The 16351-nt window shown below is 41.5% G+C and carries 14 protein-coding genes and 1 pseudogene; 12 read left to right on the top strand and 3 right to left on the bottom strand.

What is annotated here, in order from left to right:
* Nucleotides 1-73 precede the first annotated feature (73 nt).
* Both SPD53_RS01380 and SPD53_RS01385 read left to right on the top strand, forming a co-directional pair.
* Nucleotides 74-388 carry a hypothetical protein gene (locus tag SPD53_RS01380; protein WP_336251440.1) on the top strand — a complete coding sequence of 105 codons (315 nt, stop codon included), beginning with the start codon at nt 74-76 and terminating at the stop codon, nt 386-388.
* Nucleotides 389-411: 23 nt separating this feature from the next.
* Complete coding sequence (locus SPD53_RS01385; RefSeq protein WP_336251441.1) at nt 412-594, top strand: hypothetical protein; 183 nt, start codon at nt 412-414, stop codon at nt 592-594.
* A gap of 329 nt (nt 595-923) precedes the next feature.
* Here SPD53_RS01385 and SPD53_RS01390 read toward each other — a convergent pair whose 3' ends face one another.
* Nucleotides 924-2300, bottom strand: coding sequence for an aspartate kinase (locus SPD53_RS01390; RefSeq protein WP_156855959.1), 1377 nt, complete (start codon nt 2298-2300; stop codon nt 924-926).
* A 95-nt stretch (nt 2301-2395) separates the two neighbouring features.
* Entirely contained in the window at nt 2396-2635 is a 240-nt protein-coding gene (locus SPD53_RS01395) for a DUF2627 domain-containing protein (RefSeq protein WP_156855958.1), read from the bottom strand.
* Nucleotides 2636-2836: 201 nt separating this feature from the next.
* Here SPD53_RS01395 and SPD53_RS01400 point away from each other — a divergent pair, with 201 nt between their 5' ends.
* The 7 genes from SPD53_RS01400 (at nt 2837) to SPD53_RS01430 (ending at nt 11356) form a co-directional block, all read left to right on the top strand.
* On the top strand, nt 2837-4873 hold the full coding sequence (locus SPD53_RS01400) for a sigma 54-interacting transcriptional regulator (protein ID WP_336251442.1): 2037 nt from the start codon (nt 2837-2839) through the stop codon (nt 4871-4873).
* Nucleotides 4874-4957: 84 nt separating this feature from the next.
* Nucleotides 4958-6052, top strand: coding sequence for a Leu/Phe/Val dehydrogenase (locus tag SPD53_RS01405; RefSeq protein ID WP_336251443.1), 1095 nt, complete (start codon nt 4958-4960; stop codon nt 6050-6052).
* Nucleotides 6053-6085: 33 nt separating this feature from the next.
* The gene (gene lpdA / locus SPD53_RS01410) at nt 6086-7507 is read left to right on the top strand and encodes a dihydrolipoyl dehydrogenase (protein WP_336251444.1); all 1422 of its coding nucleotides are present in this window, start codon (nt 6086-6088) and stop codon (nt 7505-7507) included.
* Nucleotides 7508-7536: 29 nt separating this feature from the next.
* Entirely contained in the window at nt 7537-8538 is a 1002-nt protein-coding gene (locus tag SPD53_RS01415; RefSeq protein WP_336251445.1) for a thiamine pyrophosphate-dependent dehydrogenase E1 component subunit alpha, read from the top strand.
* Between the two features lie 5 nt (nt 8539-8543).
* Nucleotides 8544-9527, top strand: a complete 984-nt coding sequence (locus SPD53_RS01420; protein WP_336251446.1) for an alpha-ketoacid dehydrogenase subunit beta — start codon at nt 8544-8546, stop codon at nt 9525-9527.
* A 19-nt stretch (nt 9528-9546) separates the two neighbouring features.
* A complete protein-coding gene (locus tag SPD53_RS01425; RefSeq protein WP_336251447.1) occupies nt 9547-10809 on the top strand; it encodes a dihydrolipoamide acetyltransferase family protein in 1263 nt (420 codons plus the stop codon).
* 115 nt (nt 10810-10924) lie between these two features.
* Nucleotides 10925-11356 carry a BrxA/BrxB family bacilliredoxin gene (locus SPD53_RS01430; protein ID WP_336251448.1) on the top strand — a complete coding sequence of 144 codons (432 nt, stop codon included), beginning with the start codon at nt 10925-10927 and terminating at the stop codon, nt 11354-11356.
* Between the two features lie 675 nt (nt 11357-12031).
* On the opposite strand, the gene prli42 is transcribed toward SPD53_RS01430, so the two are convergent.
* Entirely contained in the window at nt 12032-12226 is a 195-nt protein-coding gene (gene prli42 / locus SPD53_RS01435) for a stressosome-associated protein Prli42 (protein ID WP_336251449.1), read from the bottom strand.
* Nucleotides 12227-12286: 60 nt separating this feature from the next.
* On the opposite strand from prli42, the gene SPD53_RS01440 reads away from it, so the two are divergent.
* The 3 genes and pseudogenes from SPD53_RS01440 (at nt 12287) to SPD53_RS01450 (ending at nt 16253) form a co-directional block, all read left to right on the top strand.
* Nucleotides 12287-13927 carry an acyl-CoA mutase large subunit family protein gene (locus SPD53_RS01440; protein ID WP_336251450.1) on the top strand — a complete coding sequence of 547 codons (1641 nt, stop codon included), beginning with the start codon at nt 12287-12289 and terminating at the stop codon, nt 13925-13927.
* A gap of 13 nt (nt 13928-13940) precedes the next feature.
* Nucleotides 13941-14762: a methylmalonyl-CoA epimerase gene (gene mce, locus SPD53_RS01445; protein WP_336251451.1), complete on the top strand. Its 822-nt coding sequence runs from the start codon at nt 13941-13943 to the stop codon at nt 14760-14762.
* A pseudogene (locus tag SPD53_RS01450) lies at nt 14762-16253 on the top strand (acyl-CoA carboxylase subunit beta). The gene mce and the pseudogene SPD53_RS01450 overlap by 1 nt, the downstream one beginning before the upstream one ends.
* Nucleotides 16254-16351 lie beyond the last annotated feature (98 nt).

Here is a 16351-nt window from a genome sequence, read left to right on the forward strand (position 1 = left end):
AAGCTAAGGCGCAGGCGGACGCCTTTAATTTTCCGCCTAAACTAATTCAATCGAAAAGGGGAGCGATTCTATTATGAAAGTTACAGTTAATATACAGACGAAAAAGACGGAGCTAAAACGGGCGGTTACATTCTATCATCGAAGTAACAGCGCAAATATCGAATTTGAGGGCGGTTATGAAACCTCTATGAACGATATGAGCGGTCTTGACGTCGTTTCATTTATTGAAAAAGCGTTACAGGAAACTATTTTACGGATGATAGAACGTAACGTCGAAGAGCCGGCGGACGTGATTATTACAGGCGTCTCGCTTACGGAAGGCGCGCAGTCGGTTATATCCGACAAGTTTACGAGTGATCCCATTATTAATTCGATTCAATTCGAATAAAAAACGAAAAGGGAGACGATTAAATGAAAGAAGTTATTACAAAGAACGCAATTGCGCTTACTACGGAGGAATACGAAAAGCTAGTAAGAGAGGTAAAGGAACAGGGCGGACAGGTTTCGCATATTAGCAGTTTTAGTAGCGGAGAAAGGAAAGGAGTATCGGTACAGTATCAGATACCGAAGTCTTCCCCGCCAGAAGAAAAGTAAATAAATACACGAAGCCGAGGGCGTTCCCAAGTTGGGGGCGTCCTTCGGGGCGTCCGTTCTTTTTTTTATGCATACGTAAATAAGGCTTGTCTTATCCGAAAAGTTAGCGTACAATTATTGTAACAAACTACTAGAATTAAACCGATAAAGTTGCGCTAAGTCTTCGTTACAAATAGCGTTAAACTACCGTTATGTTAACCGTTTAAGGTATTCCGTGGAAAACGAACAGTGAATTCATCGCGATGGTCGCGGACCGACTTAGACTTGAACATCAGGTCAGTTAAAAAAAGAGACTGGATTGGTTAGTCCAGTCTCTTTTATATGCACTATTATGAACCGCTTCTCACTAATGCATCTTCCTCCATAAAATATAACTCATACAGAGAGCGTATGGCTCGTTTCAAATCGGCAGCTTGAATACCGAACATCATGGATACCTCAGAAGAACCTTGGTTAATCATTTCAATATTTACATTTGCTTTCGTAAAGGCTTCTGTTGCCCGGTTCGCGACACCGATTGAATTGACAAGTCCTTCACCAACGACCATGATTATTGCAATTCCTCTTGTAATGCTGACCGTATCCGGATGGAGTTCGTTTTTAATTCGTTCTAAAATAATTCTCTCTTTATCACGCGGTAAATTTCTTTCTCGGAAGATAACAGACATATTGTCAATCCCAGACGGGGCATGTTCAAATGAAACACCTTCATCTTCAAAGATGTTTAATAATTTACGGCCAAACCCGATCTCCCTGTTCATTAAATATTTACTGACGTAAAGGCTGCAAAAGCCGGTATCACTCGCAATACCAGTTACGACTCGTCCATTTAATTCCCGTTCTGCTACAATTAATGTTCCTTTAGCTAAAGGGTTATTCGTGTTTTTGATTGCAACAGGAATTTTAGCATGATAGGCGGGAATCAAAGCTTCATCATGGAAAACAGAGAAACCTGCATAGGATAATTCCCGCATTTCTTTATACGTAAGTTTCGTAATTGTTTTCGGATTAGATACGAAGGAAGGGTTCACTGTAAACACAGAATCTACATCGGTAAAGTTCTCGTAAATTTCAGCTTCCACACCCGCCGCAATTAACGATCCCGTGATATCTGACCCACCTCTTGAAAATGTAACAAGCTTTCCTTCTTCCGTGTACCCGAAGAAACCAGGGATTACGAGTACTCCATCACGTTCTCGAAGCATGCGAATCTTATCGAAGCTATCCGGAAGAATTTGTGCGTTACCTGGTTCATCACTAAGTATGAGGCCTGCTTCCTGTGGGTTGATATATGACGAATTGATACCGATTTTATTTAAATAGGCACTTAGCATTTTCGCCGAACTATCCTCGCCGATTGCCTTTACAGCATCCATTAAACTTGCTTCATTATCAGATAGTTCCTGTACTCGTTTTAATGATTCAGTAAATTCATCCAATAAAGTATCTGGAAGTTCCAATTCCGTAACAATCTCCGTAAAACGCTGCATAATAGCCTCGAACTGTTCAGCAAAATTGGTTTGCTGTAAATATGCGGTTCCAAGATCGATCAGCAAGTCGGTCATCTTTGTGTCTTCCTTGAAGCGTTTCCCGGGAGCTGACACAACGATAAATTTGCGGCTTGCATCATCCTTTATTATATCTCCAACTTTAATTAATTGGCTTGCACTAGCCATTGAACTGCCGCCAAATTTTGCGACCTTCATCTGATTTCCTCCTTAATTTACTGCATAAAGATAATTTTCTACTTATCATACCATAAAATCATGCAAAATTACGATAAAAAGTTAATAAATTTTGTTTATTCACCATTAACAGAGGAATTCTTCTCTTTCGCTTTATTTTTTCGGTCACGGAAAACGATAAATCCCCCAAGGAAAGCAATCCCCCCGATGAATAAAACTAATCCAACTCCGAACTGGATCCACGAATAGATAAAAATGGTATAAAAATCATTAAATAAAGTATCTCGCATTAATTTAATTCCAATAGCAGCAATGACGCCTGGGATTAATAAAATAAGAATTGCTATATTTCTCATACTCATTCCCCTTTAATCATATCAAAAGTTGTCTCAACTATAGAGTATAGCAAAGATGACTATTAAAACGGAACAATATCATTCCAACACAGGCATTTCTTACATAACGTGCAGTAATTATCACAATCAATTAATCATTGCCAATTCATTCATGATAACGTATGATATTAGTATGCAAGATAATGCAAAGGTGGTGAATCGATGAAAAATGTACTTATTGTTGGTGCCGGACGGGGAGGTACGGCATTAATCCATATCATTCACTCCACAACAACTATGAAAATTGTGGCAGTAATTGATCACAATGAAGGGGCACCCGGCCTTGCATTAACAAATAAGTTACACATTCAAACCGGAAGTGATTGGAAAGACTGGATCGATAAGGAGATCGATATCATCTTTGAAGCTACAGGTGATCAGGCTGTTTTGGAGGAATTGATCCGTTCAAAAAGGGAGCAGACAGTAGTCGTTCCTGGCTCCGTAGCCTACATCATCTCTGAACTCGTGGATGAAAAAGATGCATTGCTCGAACGAATAAAGCAGCAAAGCGATAATCAAGAATTAATCCTCAACCATATTCGTGATGGCATGATTGTCATTGACAGGAATGAGGTTATTCAATTTGTGAATGAGAAAGCCGCAGAGATTATTGGGCTTCAAAAAGATATGTTTATTGGCAAGCGTATAAGAGATGTTATAAAAAATTCGCGCCTACCTATCGTGCTTCAGACGAAAGAAAAAGAAATTAATCAAAAGTTCCCATTAGAAAACGGAAAAAAAATCATTGCAACACGAATACCATTAATCAGTGAAAGCAATGATCTCGTTGGAGCATTTACTGTATTTAAAGATATTACCGAAGTTGTAAAACTGGCGGAGGAAAACACTGACTTAATTGAACTGAAAAATATGCTTGAAGCTATCATTAAATCTTCAGATGCTGCGATAAGTGTTGTTGATAAACATGGCAATGGCATCATGATTAATCCGGCATATACAAAAATTACTGGGCTAACAGAAGAAGATGTGATTGGTAAACCGGCGACAGTCGATATCCATGAAGGGGAAAGCATGCATATGAAGGTGCTCGAAACAGGCAGTGTCTATCGTGGGGTTCGCATGAAGGTCGGTCAGAAAAAAAGGGAAGTTATTGTAAATGTTGCTCCCGTCATTGCGAAAGGTAAAATTCAAGGAAGTGTTGGAGTCCTGCATGATGTTTCGGAAATTCAAGCTCTTACAAATGAACTCGAGCGGGCAAGGCAAATCATTCGCAGTTTGGAAGCAAAGTATACGTTCGATGATATTATCGGTTCATCGTCAGAAATGCAACTAGCACTTGAACAAGCGAAAGTTGGGGCGAAAACCCCTGCAACTGTATTGCTAAGAGGCGATTCCGGTACAGGGAAAGAATTGTTTGCACATGCTATTCACAATGAAAGTAACCGAAAGCAAGAAAAATTCATTCGTGTCAATTGTGCCACGATTAAAGAAACATTACTTGAAGTTGAATTATTCGGTTATGAATCACTTGACCCATCGAAAAGTAAAATCGGCGCCTTCGAGGAAGCGAATAAAGGCAGTGTCTTTCTCGACGAAATCGGGGAATTATCTTTAGATATGCAGTCTAAACTATTGCGGGTCTTGGAAGAGCAGGAGATTATCCGTGTTGGTGGCAAGCAATCGATCCCGATAGATGTTCGAATCATTACAGCAACGAACACGAACCTGGAAAAAGCAATCAGTAATCGGACATTTAGAGAAGATCTCTACTACCGATTAAATCGTTTACCAATTTTTATACCATCCTTAAGAGAACGAGTTTCCGACATTCGTGAACTGGCACATCATCTTATTAAAAAGCTTAATAAGGATTATCGAAGGGATGTCCAGTATATTAGTGACGATGCAATCGCATTGCTTGAACAATACCACTGGCCAGGGAATGTAAGGGAGCTAGAGAATATTATTGGGCGGGCGATGATTTTCATGGATAATCAGGAAAAAGAAATTAAAAAGGAGTATTTACCGAAATTACTTCATTCATCTTCCAATCTGAAACAATCCAATCTCATGTTTCCGGAATGGGATTCATTAACCGATGCCGTGGAAAATTTTGAAAAAGATTATATTTATAAAGTATATGAAAATAATGGATTCAATAAGACGAAAACAGCTCAAGCATTAGATATCTCTATTCGAAATTTATATTATAAAATCGAGAAATATCAGCTTGAATAAAATTTAATCATAAATGGATATTAAAGCGCTTACATACAGTTTGCCTTTGTAAAAAATAAATAAATAAACTAGGAGGAATGGGAAATGGAATTATTTAAATATATGGAGAAATATGATTATGAGCAATTAGTACTTTGCCAGGATAAGGCATCTGGATTGAAGGCAATTATTGCAATCCATGATACAACACTCGGACCAGCTCTTGGAGGAACACGGATGTGGACGTATGAGACGGAAGAAGCCGCGATTGAAGATGCACTCCGTCTTGCTAAAGGAATGACTTATAAAAATGCTGCTGCAGGACTCGATCTAGGTGGTGGGAAGACAGTCATAATTGGTGATCCGAAAAAGGACAAAAATCCAGAGTTGTTCCGTGCTTTCGGTCGTTATATCCAAGGGTTGAATGGACGTTATATCACTGCAGAAGATGTTGGAACGACAACGGAAGATATGGATCTTATCCATTTGGAAACGGAGTTCGTTACTGGGACTTCACCAACTACACCAGAAGCAGCCGGAAACCCTTCTCCAATAACCGCTTATGGAATCTACAAAGGGATAAAAGCAGCAGCAAAAGAAACATTTGGCACAGATTCATTGGAAGGAAAAACAATCGCCGTCCAAGGAGTTGGTAATGTCGCTTTTGCACTTTGTGAATATCTCCATGATGAAGGTGCAAATCTTATCGTCACGGATATTAACGAAGCTGCTGTACAACGTGCGGTAGAAGCATTTGGGGCAACAGCCGTTGGACCGGATGAGATTTATGGCGTTGAGTGTGATATTTTCTCTCCGTGTGCATTAGGGGCCATCATCAACGATGAAACAATACCACAATTTAAAGCGAAAATGATTGCAGGATCTGCAAATAATCAGTTGGCAGAAGAAAAGCATGGGGATATTATCCATGAAATGGGAATTGTTTATGCGCCGGACTATGTTATTAACGCAGGCGGAGTAATTAATGTTGCAGATGAGCTTGCCGGTTATAATAAAGAAAGAGCGTTACAAAAAGTTGAAGTAATTTATTCCAATCTTGAGCGTGTTTTTGCTATATCCAGAAGAGATAATATCCCGACTTATGTTGCGGCTGACCGAATGGCTGAAGAACGAATTAAAGCGAAACGGGAATCACGCAGCCAATTCCTAGTCAATGAACGATCTATTTTAAATCGCTAGAATGGAATGTAAACTGGAAAGGGGTTATAGACAATGGCAGAGGATTACGATTTAGTCATATTAGGGGGAGGTACGGGGGGATATGTTGCAGCAATCCGTGCTTCCCAGCTTGGACTGAAGACGGCAGTCGTTGAAAATAGGAAGCTTGGAGGGACATGTCTCCATCGAGGCTGTATCCCATCTAAAGCTTTATTGCGCAGTGCTGAAGTGTATCGTCAGACAAAGGAAGCAAGTGTTTACGGAATTGAAACGAAAGATACGACGATAAATTTCCTAGAAGTCCAGGCCCGGAAAAATTCAATTGTCGACCGACTGCATCAAGGTGTACAGGGACTGATGAAGAAGGGGAAAATCGATGTTTATGAAGGGTTTGGAAGAATTCTTGGTCCCAGCATATTTTCTCCAATGCCTGGCACGATTTCGGTAGAGTATGAAAATGGGGAGGAAAATACAATTTTGACTCCTAAAAATGTAATTATCGCTACCGGGTCAAGTCCTCGCTCATTGAACGGCCTGCCATTTGACGGGGAACATATCTTGTCTTCAGATGATGCCTTACAATTGGAAGAACTCCCAAGTTCCATGCTCATCATTGGCGGTGGAGTAATTGGAATTGAATGGGCATCTATGCTGAATGACTTTGGTGTGGATGTAACAGTCATTGAATATGCGAAACAAATCTTACCAACGGAAGATGAAGCAATCGCGAAAGAAATGGAGCGCCTCCTTAAGAAAAAGGGGATTCACTTTGTGAAAGGGGCGAATGTCCTCGCCGATACGATAGATATTGCGGATGATGTTTCCATACAGGCAGAAGTTGCTGGGGAAAAAATCAATTTCAATGCGGAAAAAATTCTTATATCGGTCGGTAGAACGGCTAATGTAGCAAATATCGGTTTAGAGAACACGGATATTCAAGTAGAAAAAGGCTTTATCGTAACGAATTCCTCCATGCAAACGAAAGAATCGCATATTTATGCGATTGGTGATGTGATAGGTGGTATGCAACTTGCACATGTTGCTTCTCATGAAGGAATAAAAGCAGTAGAACATCTTGCAAATGAAAATCCATTGCCGCTTGACTATGAAACGATTCCGAGTTGCATCTACTCGAGTCCAGAAGCAGCACATGTAGGTTTAACAGAGAAAGAAGCGAAGGACAAAGGGTATAATGTGAAAGTAGGCAAATTTCCATTTCAAGCAGTCGGAAAAGCGCTAGTTCATGGTGAAGCAGCAGGCTTTGTAAAAATCGTTGCGGACAGGGATACAGATGATTTACTAGGTGTTCACATGATTGGACCCCATGTGACAGATATGATCTCAGCAGCAGGTCTTGCAAAGGTCCTTGATGCAACCCCATGGGAAATTGCATCTGCTGTACATCCGCACCCTACGCTTTCAGAAGCGATAGGTGAAGCGGCACTCGCTGTAGATGGAAAGCAAATCCATGGTTAAATGGTTTAAATAAAAGGAGTGAACGAAAGATGAGTTTAAATCGTCATCAACAAGCTGGCATAACAGACGAACAAGTACTTGACATGTATAAAACGATGCTGCTCGCCAGGAAAATCGATGAACGGATGTGGTTATTGAACCGTTCAGGCAAGATTCCATTTGTTATATCCTGTCAAGGTCAGGAAGCGGCACAAATTGGAGCATCCTTTGCGCTTGACCGGGAGCAAGATTGGACAGCACCATATTACCGCGACTTAGGTGTTGTTTTAGCGTTCGGAATGACGGCAAAAGATATCATGCTCTCCGCTTTTGCGAAAGCGGAGGATCCAAACTCTGGTGGAAGACAGATGCCAGGGCACTTTGGTCAAAAGAAAAATCGGATATTAACTGGGTCTTCTCCTGTTACAACGCAGCTACCACATGCGGTAGGTGTTGCCCTCGCAGGTAAAATGGAGAAGGAGGAGTTTGTTTCCTTTGTAACACTCGGCGAAGGGTCTACAAATCAAGGTGACTTTCACGAAGGTCTGAACTTTGCTGGTGTACACAAGCTTCCGGTCATCACGATGGTTGAAAACAATAAATACGCAATTTCTGTGCCATTTGATCGTCAGGTTGCAAGTGAAAACGTGTCAATGCGGGCTAAAAGCTATGGCATGCATGGCGTGACGGTTAATGGAAATGATCCAATTGAAGTTTATGCTGCTGTTAAAGAAGCGCGGGAGAGAGCGATTAACGGAGACGGTCCATCACTCATCGAAGCAGTAACATATCGTCTTACCGCTCATTCGAGTGATGATGACGACCGCACGTATCGTGAGAAAGAGGAAGTGGAAGAAGCGAAAAGAGATGACTGTATCCTTACTTTCTCCACTTACTTAAAAGAATCCGGTGTACTTACAGATGAAATCGAAGAAAAGATTAATAGTGAAGTACAGGGGATTGTGAACGAAGCAACCGAATATGCAGAAGAAGCTCCTTATGCAGAACCGGAACATGCATTACGCTTTGTTTATGAAGAACAGGAGGGATAAGAGAAATGGCAGTAATGTCTTATATACAAGCGGTAACTACTGCATTACGAGAAGAAATGCAACGGGATGATAAAGTTTTTATTCTCGGTGAAGACGTCGGTAAGAAAGGTGGCGTATTCCGAGCAACGGACGGACTTTACGATGAATTTGGCGCAGCGCGTGTATTGGATACACCTCTATCTGAATCAGCGATTGCTGGGGTTGGAATCGGAGCGGCAATGTACGGTTTGCGGCCGGTAGCTGAAATGCAGTTTGCTGACTTTATTTTACCCGCATTCAACCAAATTATTTCAGAAGCAGCTAAAATTCGTTATCGCTCTAATAATGACTGGCAGGCACCGATTACCATCCGTGCTCCGTATGGCGGTGGCGTACATGGTGCTTTATATCATTCTCAATCTGTTGAAGCAATGTTTGCCAACCAGCCTGGACTTAAAATTGTCATGCCGTCTACCCCATACGATGTAAAAGGGTTACTTAAGGCAGCAATCCGGGATAATGATCCTGTTTTGTTTTTCGAACATAAGCGGGCTTACCGACTCATTAAAGGAGAGGTCCCTAGCGACGATTATGTACTTCCAATCGGAAAAGCAGATGTGAAACGTGAAGGCGATGATATCACGGTTATTACGTATGGACTTGGTGTACATTTCGCCCTGCAAGCAGCGGAAAAGCTTGCGGAAGAGGGGATTGAAGCTCATATTCTTGATTTACGCACCGTTTATCCGCTCGATCAGGAAGCTATCATTGAAGCGGCAACGAAGACTGGAAAAGTATTACTTGTCACAGAAGATAATAAAGAAGGGAGCATCATTGGCGAAGTGGCAGCAATTATAGCAGAGAACTGCCTATTCGATTTGGATGCACCAATCAAGCGTCTCGCTGGACCGGATGTACCTGCCATGCCTTATGCTCCAACGATGGAAAAATACTTTATGATTAATCCGGACAAAGTCGAGAATGCGATGCGTGATTTAGCTGAATTTTAAGCTTTAGGAGGATGAAAAAATGGGCTTGGAAAAAATTACAATGCCGCAACTTGGAGAAAGTGTGACGGAAGGGACCATTACAACCTGGCTTGTACAACCTGGGGATAAAATTAATAAATATGACCCCATCGCTGAAGTAATGACAGATAAAGTGAATGCCGAAGTACCGTCTTCCTTCTCAGGTGTAATAAAAGAACTTGTTGCAAATGAAGGAGATACCATTGCAGTTGGTGAAGTAATGTGCCAAATTGAAACAGAAGGCGGGGCCTCGCCTGAGCAAGATGAAAGGACTACCGGGGAAGATAAAGTAATCGAACCTGCTCCTAGCGAGGAAAAAGACACTTCGATGAAGAAGAGATATTCTCCGGCCGTATTAAAACTAGCACAGGAAAATAATATTGATTTAAATAATGTGGAAGGTTCTGGACGTGGTGGTCGAATTACGAGAAAAGATATTGAGAAAATCATCGAATCCGGAAATATTCCCCAACCAGAAGCAACAGAGCCTCCAGCAACTGATGCACCGAAACCGGATCAACAAAGGCCGAAAAAATCGGTCGAATCGTTCATTCAATCAGAAACCGGCGATATCGAAATTCCGGTAACCGGTGTAAGAAAAGCGATTGCTCAAAAAATGGTCACCTCTACTCAAGAAATTCCACATGCATGGATGACGGTTGAAGCAGATGTAACCAGCCTTGTTAATTATCGTAATTCACTTAAGAAAGATTTTAAAGAACAAGAAGGCTATAATTTAACCTTCTTTGCTTTCTTCGTTAAAGCTGTCGCGCAGGGATTAAAAGAATTCCCGCAGCTTAATAGTACATGGGCAGGAGATAAAATTATTCAGCGAAAAGCAATAAATATTTCAATTGCAGTAGCAAGTGATGAGGAATTGTTTGTTCCCGTCATTAAACATGCTGATGAGTTATCGATTAAAGGAATTGCCCGAGAGATCACAGAACTAGCACAGAAAGCAAGGAGTGGTAAACTAACTACTGCAGATATGAGTGGTGGCACATTCACGCTAAATAATACGGGTACATTTGGTTCGGTGCAATCGATGGGGATTATCAACCACCCGCAAGCGGCAATTCTTCAGGTAGAATCGATTGTAAAGCGACCAGTTATAATTGACGATATGTTTGCTGCAAGAGACATGGTTAACCTATGTTTATCATTAGATCATCGTATACTCGACGGATTGGTCTGTGGTCAGTTCTTAAGAAGGGTGAAAGAAATTCTTGAGAATATGAATGAAAGTACGACTTCAGTTTATTAATCGGTCGTTATGAAGGTATTTTGCAATTTATTTAATTGAAATTAATAATATTCCCTGCTAAGCTAAATATGTATTTAGACAAATTTATGTTTATCCCGGGAAAGGAGTGTTTGTGATGGATTTTAACTTGTTTATGAATGATATTGTTGATGCCGCTCGAAAAGATATAACAGAAGCAGGTTTTAAAGAGCTTAGAACACCAGAAGAGGTGGATGAAGCACTTAAACAAAAAGGAACTACATTAGTTATGGTTAACTCAACTTGTGGATGTGCAGGAGGAATTGCACGCCCTGCAGCGGCAACTTCTATTCACTATGATAGACGGCCAGACCATTTAGTAACGGTATTCGCCGGTCAGGATCGTGAGGCAACGGAACGAGCAAGGGAATATTTCGAAGGCTACCCGCCATCCTCCCCAGCCTTTGCTTTACTTAAAGACGGCGAGATCGTGTCTATGCTAGAACGTCACGATATCGAAAGCTATAGTGCAATGGACGTAATGGTGAAGCTGCAAGCGTTATTTGACGCACACTGTGAAGAAATCTAATTATTATCAGGTAGAGACTGGCAAGCACAAGTCAGTCTCCTTTTTACTACATAGCTCAACCTTACATACCCTAAAATAACTAAACATTTCTTTATAAAACTTAAAATAAACTGAAGAATAAACTGAATTCCTTTTATACAGCGTAAGTGTCTGTAACTCTCTTCCGGAGGTCCGCAGTCCAGACACCTCTCGCTTTCCGCAGGCGGCTGGTGAGCCTCCTCGTACGCTTTGCGTACTGCGGGGTCTCACCTATGCCTTTCCTCCTGCAGGAGTCTCGAGGTGTCTGGACTGCTCCGAGGGAAAGCCCAATTTAGATCACTCTTTATTATTCCACAGATATAATTTCTATCGTGACATGGGACTAGAATAAATGCTTTCAATAATAATCATCTTACCAGTTCAGTTGCCCGGTGGACGGTGACTCCTGCGGGAAAAGCACGAGTCTGGAGACCCCGCAGGGCGGTAGCCCGAGGAGGCTCCAGCTGTGCCCGCGGAAAGCATCCGTCCACCGGGCAACTGAACGGCGATTAGAGCCCTTAATAGTGAAAGAGCAGACACTTACGCTGTATGAAAGCAATGGGCAGTTTTCAGATGTGAACGTGGAATCAATAAGAAATTAAAAAAGACCGGTTTTATTTACCAGTCTTTGTAAGTCATTTTTATTAGTCGGATTCATTAAAAAGCGAAGGCGGCCAACCCGTAAGTGAATGTTGACAACAACATAAGGATAATCATTACGTATACAATAATCTTTGTCCTGCGTTGACGTTTTGATTGTCTTTTTGTATAAGATTGTTTGGACAATTCTCTGACCTCCTTATCACAATTACTACTATTAAGTATTTTAACGTGAAATTGCTCATTGGACAAGTTTAAAAATTGTTAGAAAATGTTTTTGCTATGGAACTGCTGGAGAATGGGGGAACTAATATGCCTGAAAAGCATGAGAGTGAAAAAACAAAATGGATAAAAGATGTCGAGAAAACATTAAAGCGCTTTCCGGAGCGTAAAGAAAGGTTTCACACTTCCTCTGAAATCACGGTTGACTATTTATATGGAACAGAGGATGCAAATTATAACTTGGGCTATCCAGGTCAATATCCTTATTTGCGCGGGATCCAGCCTACGATGTACCGCAGCAGATTATGGACAATGCGACAATATGCTGGATTCGGTTCTGCAAGTGAGACGAACAAAAGATTCCGCTACTTATTGGAACAAGGCCAGACAGGTCTTTCTGTCGCTTTTGATTTACCTACACAAATAGGCTACGACTCAGACGATGTCATGAGTGAAGGGGAAGTTGGGAAAGTCGGGGTCGCAATTGATACATTGGCTGATATGGAGAATTTATTAGATCAAATTCCACTAGACAAAGTAAGTACATCCATGACAATTAATGCTCCTGCAGCAATTCTTTTATGTATGTATATTGCACTAGGGGAAAAACAGGGTGTATCATCTGAAAAGCTTACTGGAACGATTCAGAACGATATTTTAAAGGAATATATCGCAAGGGGGACATATATTTTCCCGCCGAAGCCATCCATGCGGCTAATTACAGATATCTTCGCTTATTGTCAAGAACATTTGCCTAAATTCAATACGATAAGTATTTCTGGATATCATATCCGGGAAGCGGGTTCAAATGCTGTACAGGAAGCGGCGTTTACAATCGCAAATGGAATGGCTTATGTCGATGCTGCAATTGCATCCGGTCTTGATGTGGACACTTTCGCACCACGGCTGGCATTTTTCTTTAATGCTCATAATAACTTTTTTGAAGAAATTGCTAAATTCCGGGCAGCGAGAAGAATTTGGGCAAAAATTATGAAAGAACATTATGAGGCAAAGGAACCGAAAAGTTGGAAATTGCGTTTCCATACTCAGACTGGCGGCTCAACACTGACTGCGCAGCAACCGGATAATAATATTGTTCGTGTGACCATGCAAGCCCTTGCAGCAGTATTAGGAGGCACACAAAGTCTGCATACAAATTCACGCGATGAAGCACTTTCTTTACCGACAGAGGAATCGGCACGAATAGCTTTACGGACACAGCAGATTATTGCCCATGAAAGTGGAGTTGCGGATACGGTCGATCCCCTTGGTGGCTCGTATTATGTGGAAGCGCTAACAGATGAGCTGGAAGCAAAAGTAATGGATTATTTAGAACGGATCAAGGAATTCGGAGGGGCCGTGCAAGCAATTGAAGAAGGATATATGCAACGGGAGATTCATCACAATGCCTATGAAACGCAAAAACGAATTGAAAGTGAAGAAGAAATTATTGTCGGACTCAATCAATTTAAATTGGAGGAAGAGGTTAACCCTGATCTATTGAAGGTTGATGAGGCGTTGGAGAAGGCCCAAATCAATAATTTACACAAAGTACGCAAAAAGAGGAACCAAGAAGCAGTTGACCAAAAGCTCGAAGCACTGCGCAGGGTGGCAATTGACGAGGAGGCTAATTTGATACCATATATATTAGATGCTGTAAAAGCTTATGCCTCGATTGGTGAAATCTGTAACGTGTTGCGTGATGAGTTTGGTGAGTACACAGGATTTTAAGGGGGAAGGTATCATGAGGAAAATCAGAATACTAATTGCGAAGCCTGGACTCGATGGGCATGATCGTGGAGCACTCGTCATTGCTCAGGCAATGCGTGATCACGGAATGGAAGTAATCTATACCGGGCTGCGTCAGTCACCTGTACAAATTGCTACTGCGGCTATTCAAGAGGATGTTGACGTTGTTGGCTTGTCTTCTTTATCAGGGGCACATAATACACTATTTCCCAAAGTAATTGAAGAACTGGAGAAACGAAATGCAGGGGATATTCCGGTAATTGGCGGGGGAGTTATCCCGAATGAGGATATACCATTCCTGCTTGAAAAAGGTATAAAACGAATATTCACGAGCGGATCATCAACAGAAGAAATGGCTGTTTATTTAAAGAATCTCCTGCGACCGGAAGAAGCGCCAGTTCCTCCGAAAAGGATTGCCCACATTGGTATTGCCGTTCATCAGATTAAAGACGCATTGCATTTTTTTACGGAAACAATCGGCCTTGAAGTGGAAGCAATTGAAGAGGTTGAGTCGGAAGGTGTTAAAATCGCATTTTTAAAAATAGGGGAAACACGAATTGAATTACTCGAACCATTGCATGACCAGTCACCGATCAAAGGATTTTTAACAAAGCGTGGGGAAGGCGTCCATCATATAGCCTTTGAAGTGGAAGATTTAGCGGTGAGGCTTTCCCGGTTGAAAGAACAAGGCATCCGCCTCATTAATGAAGAACCGAAACAAGGTGCAAACGACAGTCAAATCGCTTTCATTCATCCGAAAGAAGCTCATGGTGTCTTAGTTGAGTTATGCGAACAGGCAAAAGGAAGTGATGAGTGATGGATATGTATGATAAGATTAATGAGTTGTATGATAAACGGAGGGAAGTTGAACTAGGCGGAGGGGACGAACGAATTAAAAGGCAGCATGAAAAAGGGAAAATGACTGCAAGGGAACGTATTGATTATCTTCTGTAACTCAAGCGGTAAGGGAGAGGGAGTTGTAACAGGCTACGGAAAAATCGATGGAAGACCTGTCTATTTATTTGCCCAAGACTTTACTGTTTATGGCGGTGCTCTTGGTGAGATGCATGGAGAAAAAATTGCGGCTGTAATGGACCTTGCAGCCAAATCAAAGGTACCGTTTATCGGATTGAACGATTCAGGCGGCGCACGCATCCAGGAAGGTGTCTCTTCATTGGATGGCTATGGGCATGTGTTTTATCGCAACTCCATCTATTCAGGTGTTATTCCGCAAATCTCAGTTATTATGGGTCCAAGTGCGGGTGGAGCGGTCTACTCACCTGCAATAACTGATTTTGTCATAATGGTGGAGAAGACCTCACAAATGTTCATTACGGGACCGAAAGTGATTGAAGCGGTTACTGGAGAGAAAATATCTTCAGAGGACCTTGGCGGTGCTTCGATCCATAATACAAAAAGCGGAAATGCGCATATAAGAACTCCAACTGAAGAAGCTGCTCTTGATACAGTTAGAAAACTATTATCCTATATTCCAGCGAATTTTGAAGAGAAGCCTAAGCGACAGCCATATGAGGAGCAACGAATGGAAGAAGAGCTCCGTTTAAATTTAGCAGATCTCATCCCCTTTGATCCAGTTCGTCCGTATGATGTAAAGCAGGTTATTGAAGCGATTGTTGATGAAGATAGTTTCTTTGAGATTCATCAAGATTTCGCGAAAAATATCGTCGTTGGCTTTGCTAGGATTAAAGGTGAAGCAGTTGGTCTTGTCTGTAATCAGCCGAAATATATGGCCGGTGGACTTGATATTGATTCAAGTGATAAAGCTTCCCGATTCATTCGCTTCTGTGATTGCTTTAATATACCGATTATCACTTTTGAAGATGTTACCGGATTTTTCCCTGGTGTAAAACAAGAGCATGGTGGTATTATACGTCATGGGGCGAAAATTTTATATGCTTACTCAGAAGCAACTGTTCCCAAAATTACGGTGATTACGCGAAAAGCATTTGGCGGAGCTTATGTAGCATTGAACAGTAAGTCAATCGGTGCTGACCTCGTTTTCGCTTGGCCGAACGCTGAAATAGCTGTAATGGGTCCAGAAGGAGCAGTTAATATTCTATACGCAAAGGAAATCGCTGAAAGTGAAAATCCGGAAAGCTTGCGGACAGAGAAAATTGCAAGCTACCGCGAGAAATTCGCTAACCCTTACATAGCTGCAGGTCTAGGTATGGTTGATGACGTCATTGATCCAAGGGAAACGAGAATTAAGCTTATTCAAGCTTTAGAAATGCTGCGGAACAAAGAGGAAGAACGGCCTCATAAAAAACATGGAAATATACCTTTATAAGAGGTTGTTCAAAAAGTCTTGTTTAAAGGGCACTTCATGAATGTAGAAGTTCTACTTAAGCCGAATGGTATAGAATCCGTCACATAAGTGATAAGCTG

The sequence above is a fragment of the Oceanobacillus sp. MO10714A genome (genome assembly GCF_037072045.1).
Lineage (GTDB): Bacteria > Bacillota > Bacilli > Bacillales > Amphibacillaceae > Oceanobacillus > Oceanobacillus indicireducens.

What these genes read in the sequence shown, in the direction of transcription:
- SPD53_RS01415 (WP_336251445.1), top strand. Translation starts at nt 7,537, where the DNA reads ATGAGTTTAAATCGTCATCAACAAGCTGGCATAACAGACGAACAAGTA.
- SPD53_RS01440 (WP_336251450.1), top strand. Translation starts at nt 12,287, where the DNA reads ATGCCTGAAAAGCATGAGAGTGAAAAAACAAAATGGATAAAAGATGTC.
- SPD53_RS01420 (WP_336251446.1), top strand. Translation starts at nt 8,544, where the DNA reads ATGGCAGTAATGTCTTATATACAAGCGGTAACTACTGCATTACGAGAA.
- SPD53_RS01380 (WP_336251440.1), top strand. Translation starts at nt 74, where the DNA reads ATGAAAGTTACAGTTAATATACAGACGAAAAAGACGGAGCTAAAACGG.
- SPD53_RS01430 (WP_336251448.1), top strand. Translation starts at nt 10,925, where the DNA reads ATGGATTTTAACTTGTTTATGAATGATATTGTTGATGCCGCTCGAAAA.
- SPD53_RS01390 (WP_156855959.1), bottom strand. Translation starts at nt 2,300, where the DNA reads ATGAAGGTCGCAAAATTTGGCGGCAGTTCAATGGCTAGTGCAAGCCAA.
- SPD53_RS01425 (WP_336251447.1), top strand. Translation starts at nt 9,547, where the DNA reads ATGGGCTTGGAAAAAATTACAATGCCGCAACTTGGAGAAAGTGTGACG.
- SPD53_RS01395 (WP_156855958.1), bottom strand. Translation starts at nt 2,635, where the DNA reads ATGAGAAATATAGCAATTCTTATTTTATTAATCCCAGGCGTCATTGCT.
- SPD53_RS01400 (WP_336251442.1), top strand. Translation starts at nt 2,837, where the DNA reads ATGAAAAATGTACTTATTGTTGGTGCCGGACGGGGAGGTACGGCATTA.
- lpdA (WP_336251444.1), top strand. Translation starts at nt 6,086, where the DNA reads ATGGCAGAGGATTACGATTTAGTCATATTAGGGGGAGGTACGGGGGGA.
- SPD53_RS01405 (WP_336251443.1), top strand. Translation starts at nt 4,958, where the DNA reads ATGGAATTATTTAAATATATGGAGAAATATGATTATGAGCAATTAGTA.
- mce (WP_336251451.1), top strand. Translation starts at nt 13,941, where the DNA reads ATGAGGAAAATCAGAATACTAATTGCGAAGCCTGGACTCGATGGGCAT.
- SPD53_RS01385 (WP_336251441.1), top strand. Translation starts at nt 412, where the DNA reads ATGAAAGAAGTTATTACAAAGAACGCAATTGCGCTTACTACGGAGGAA.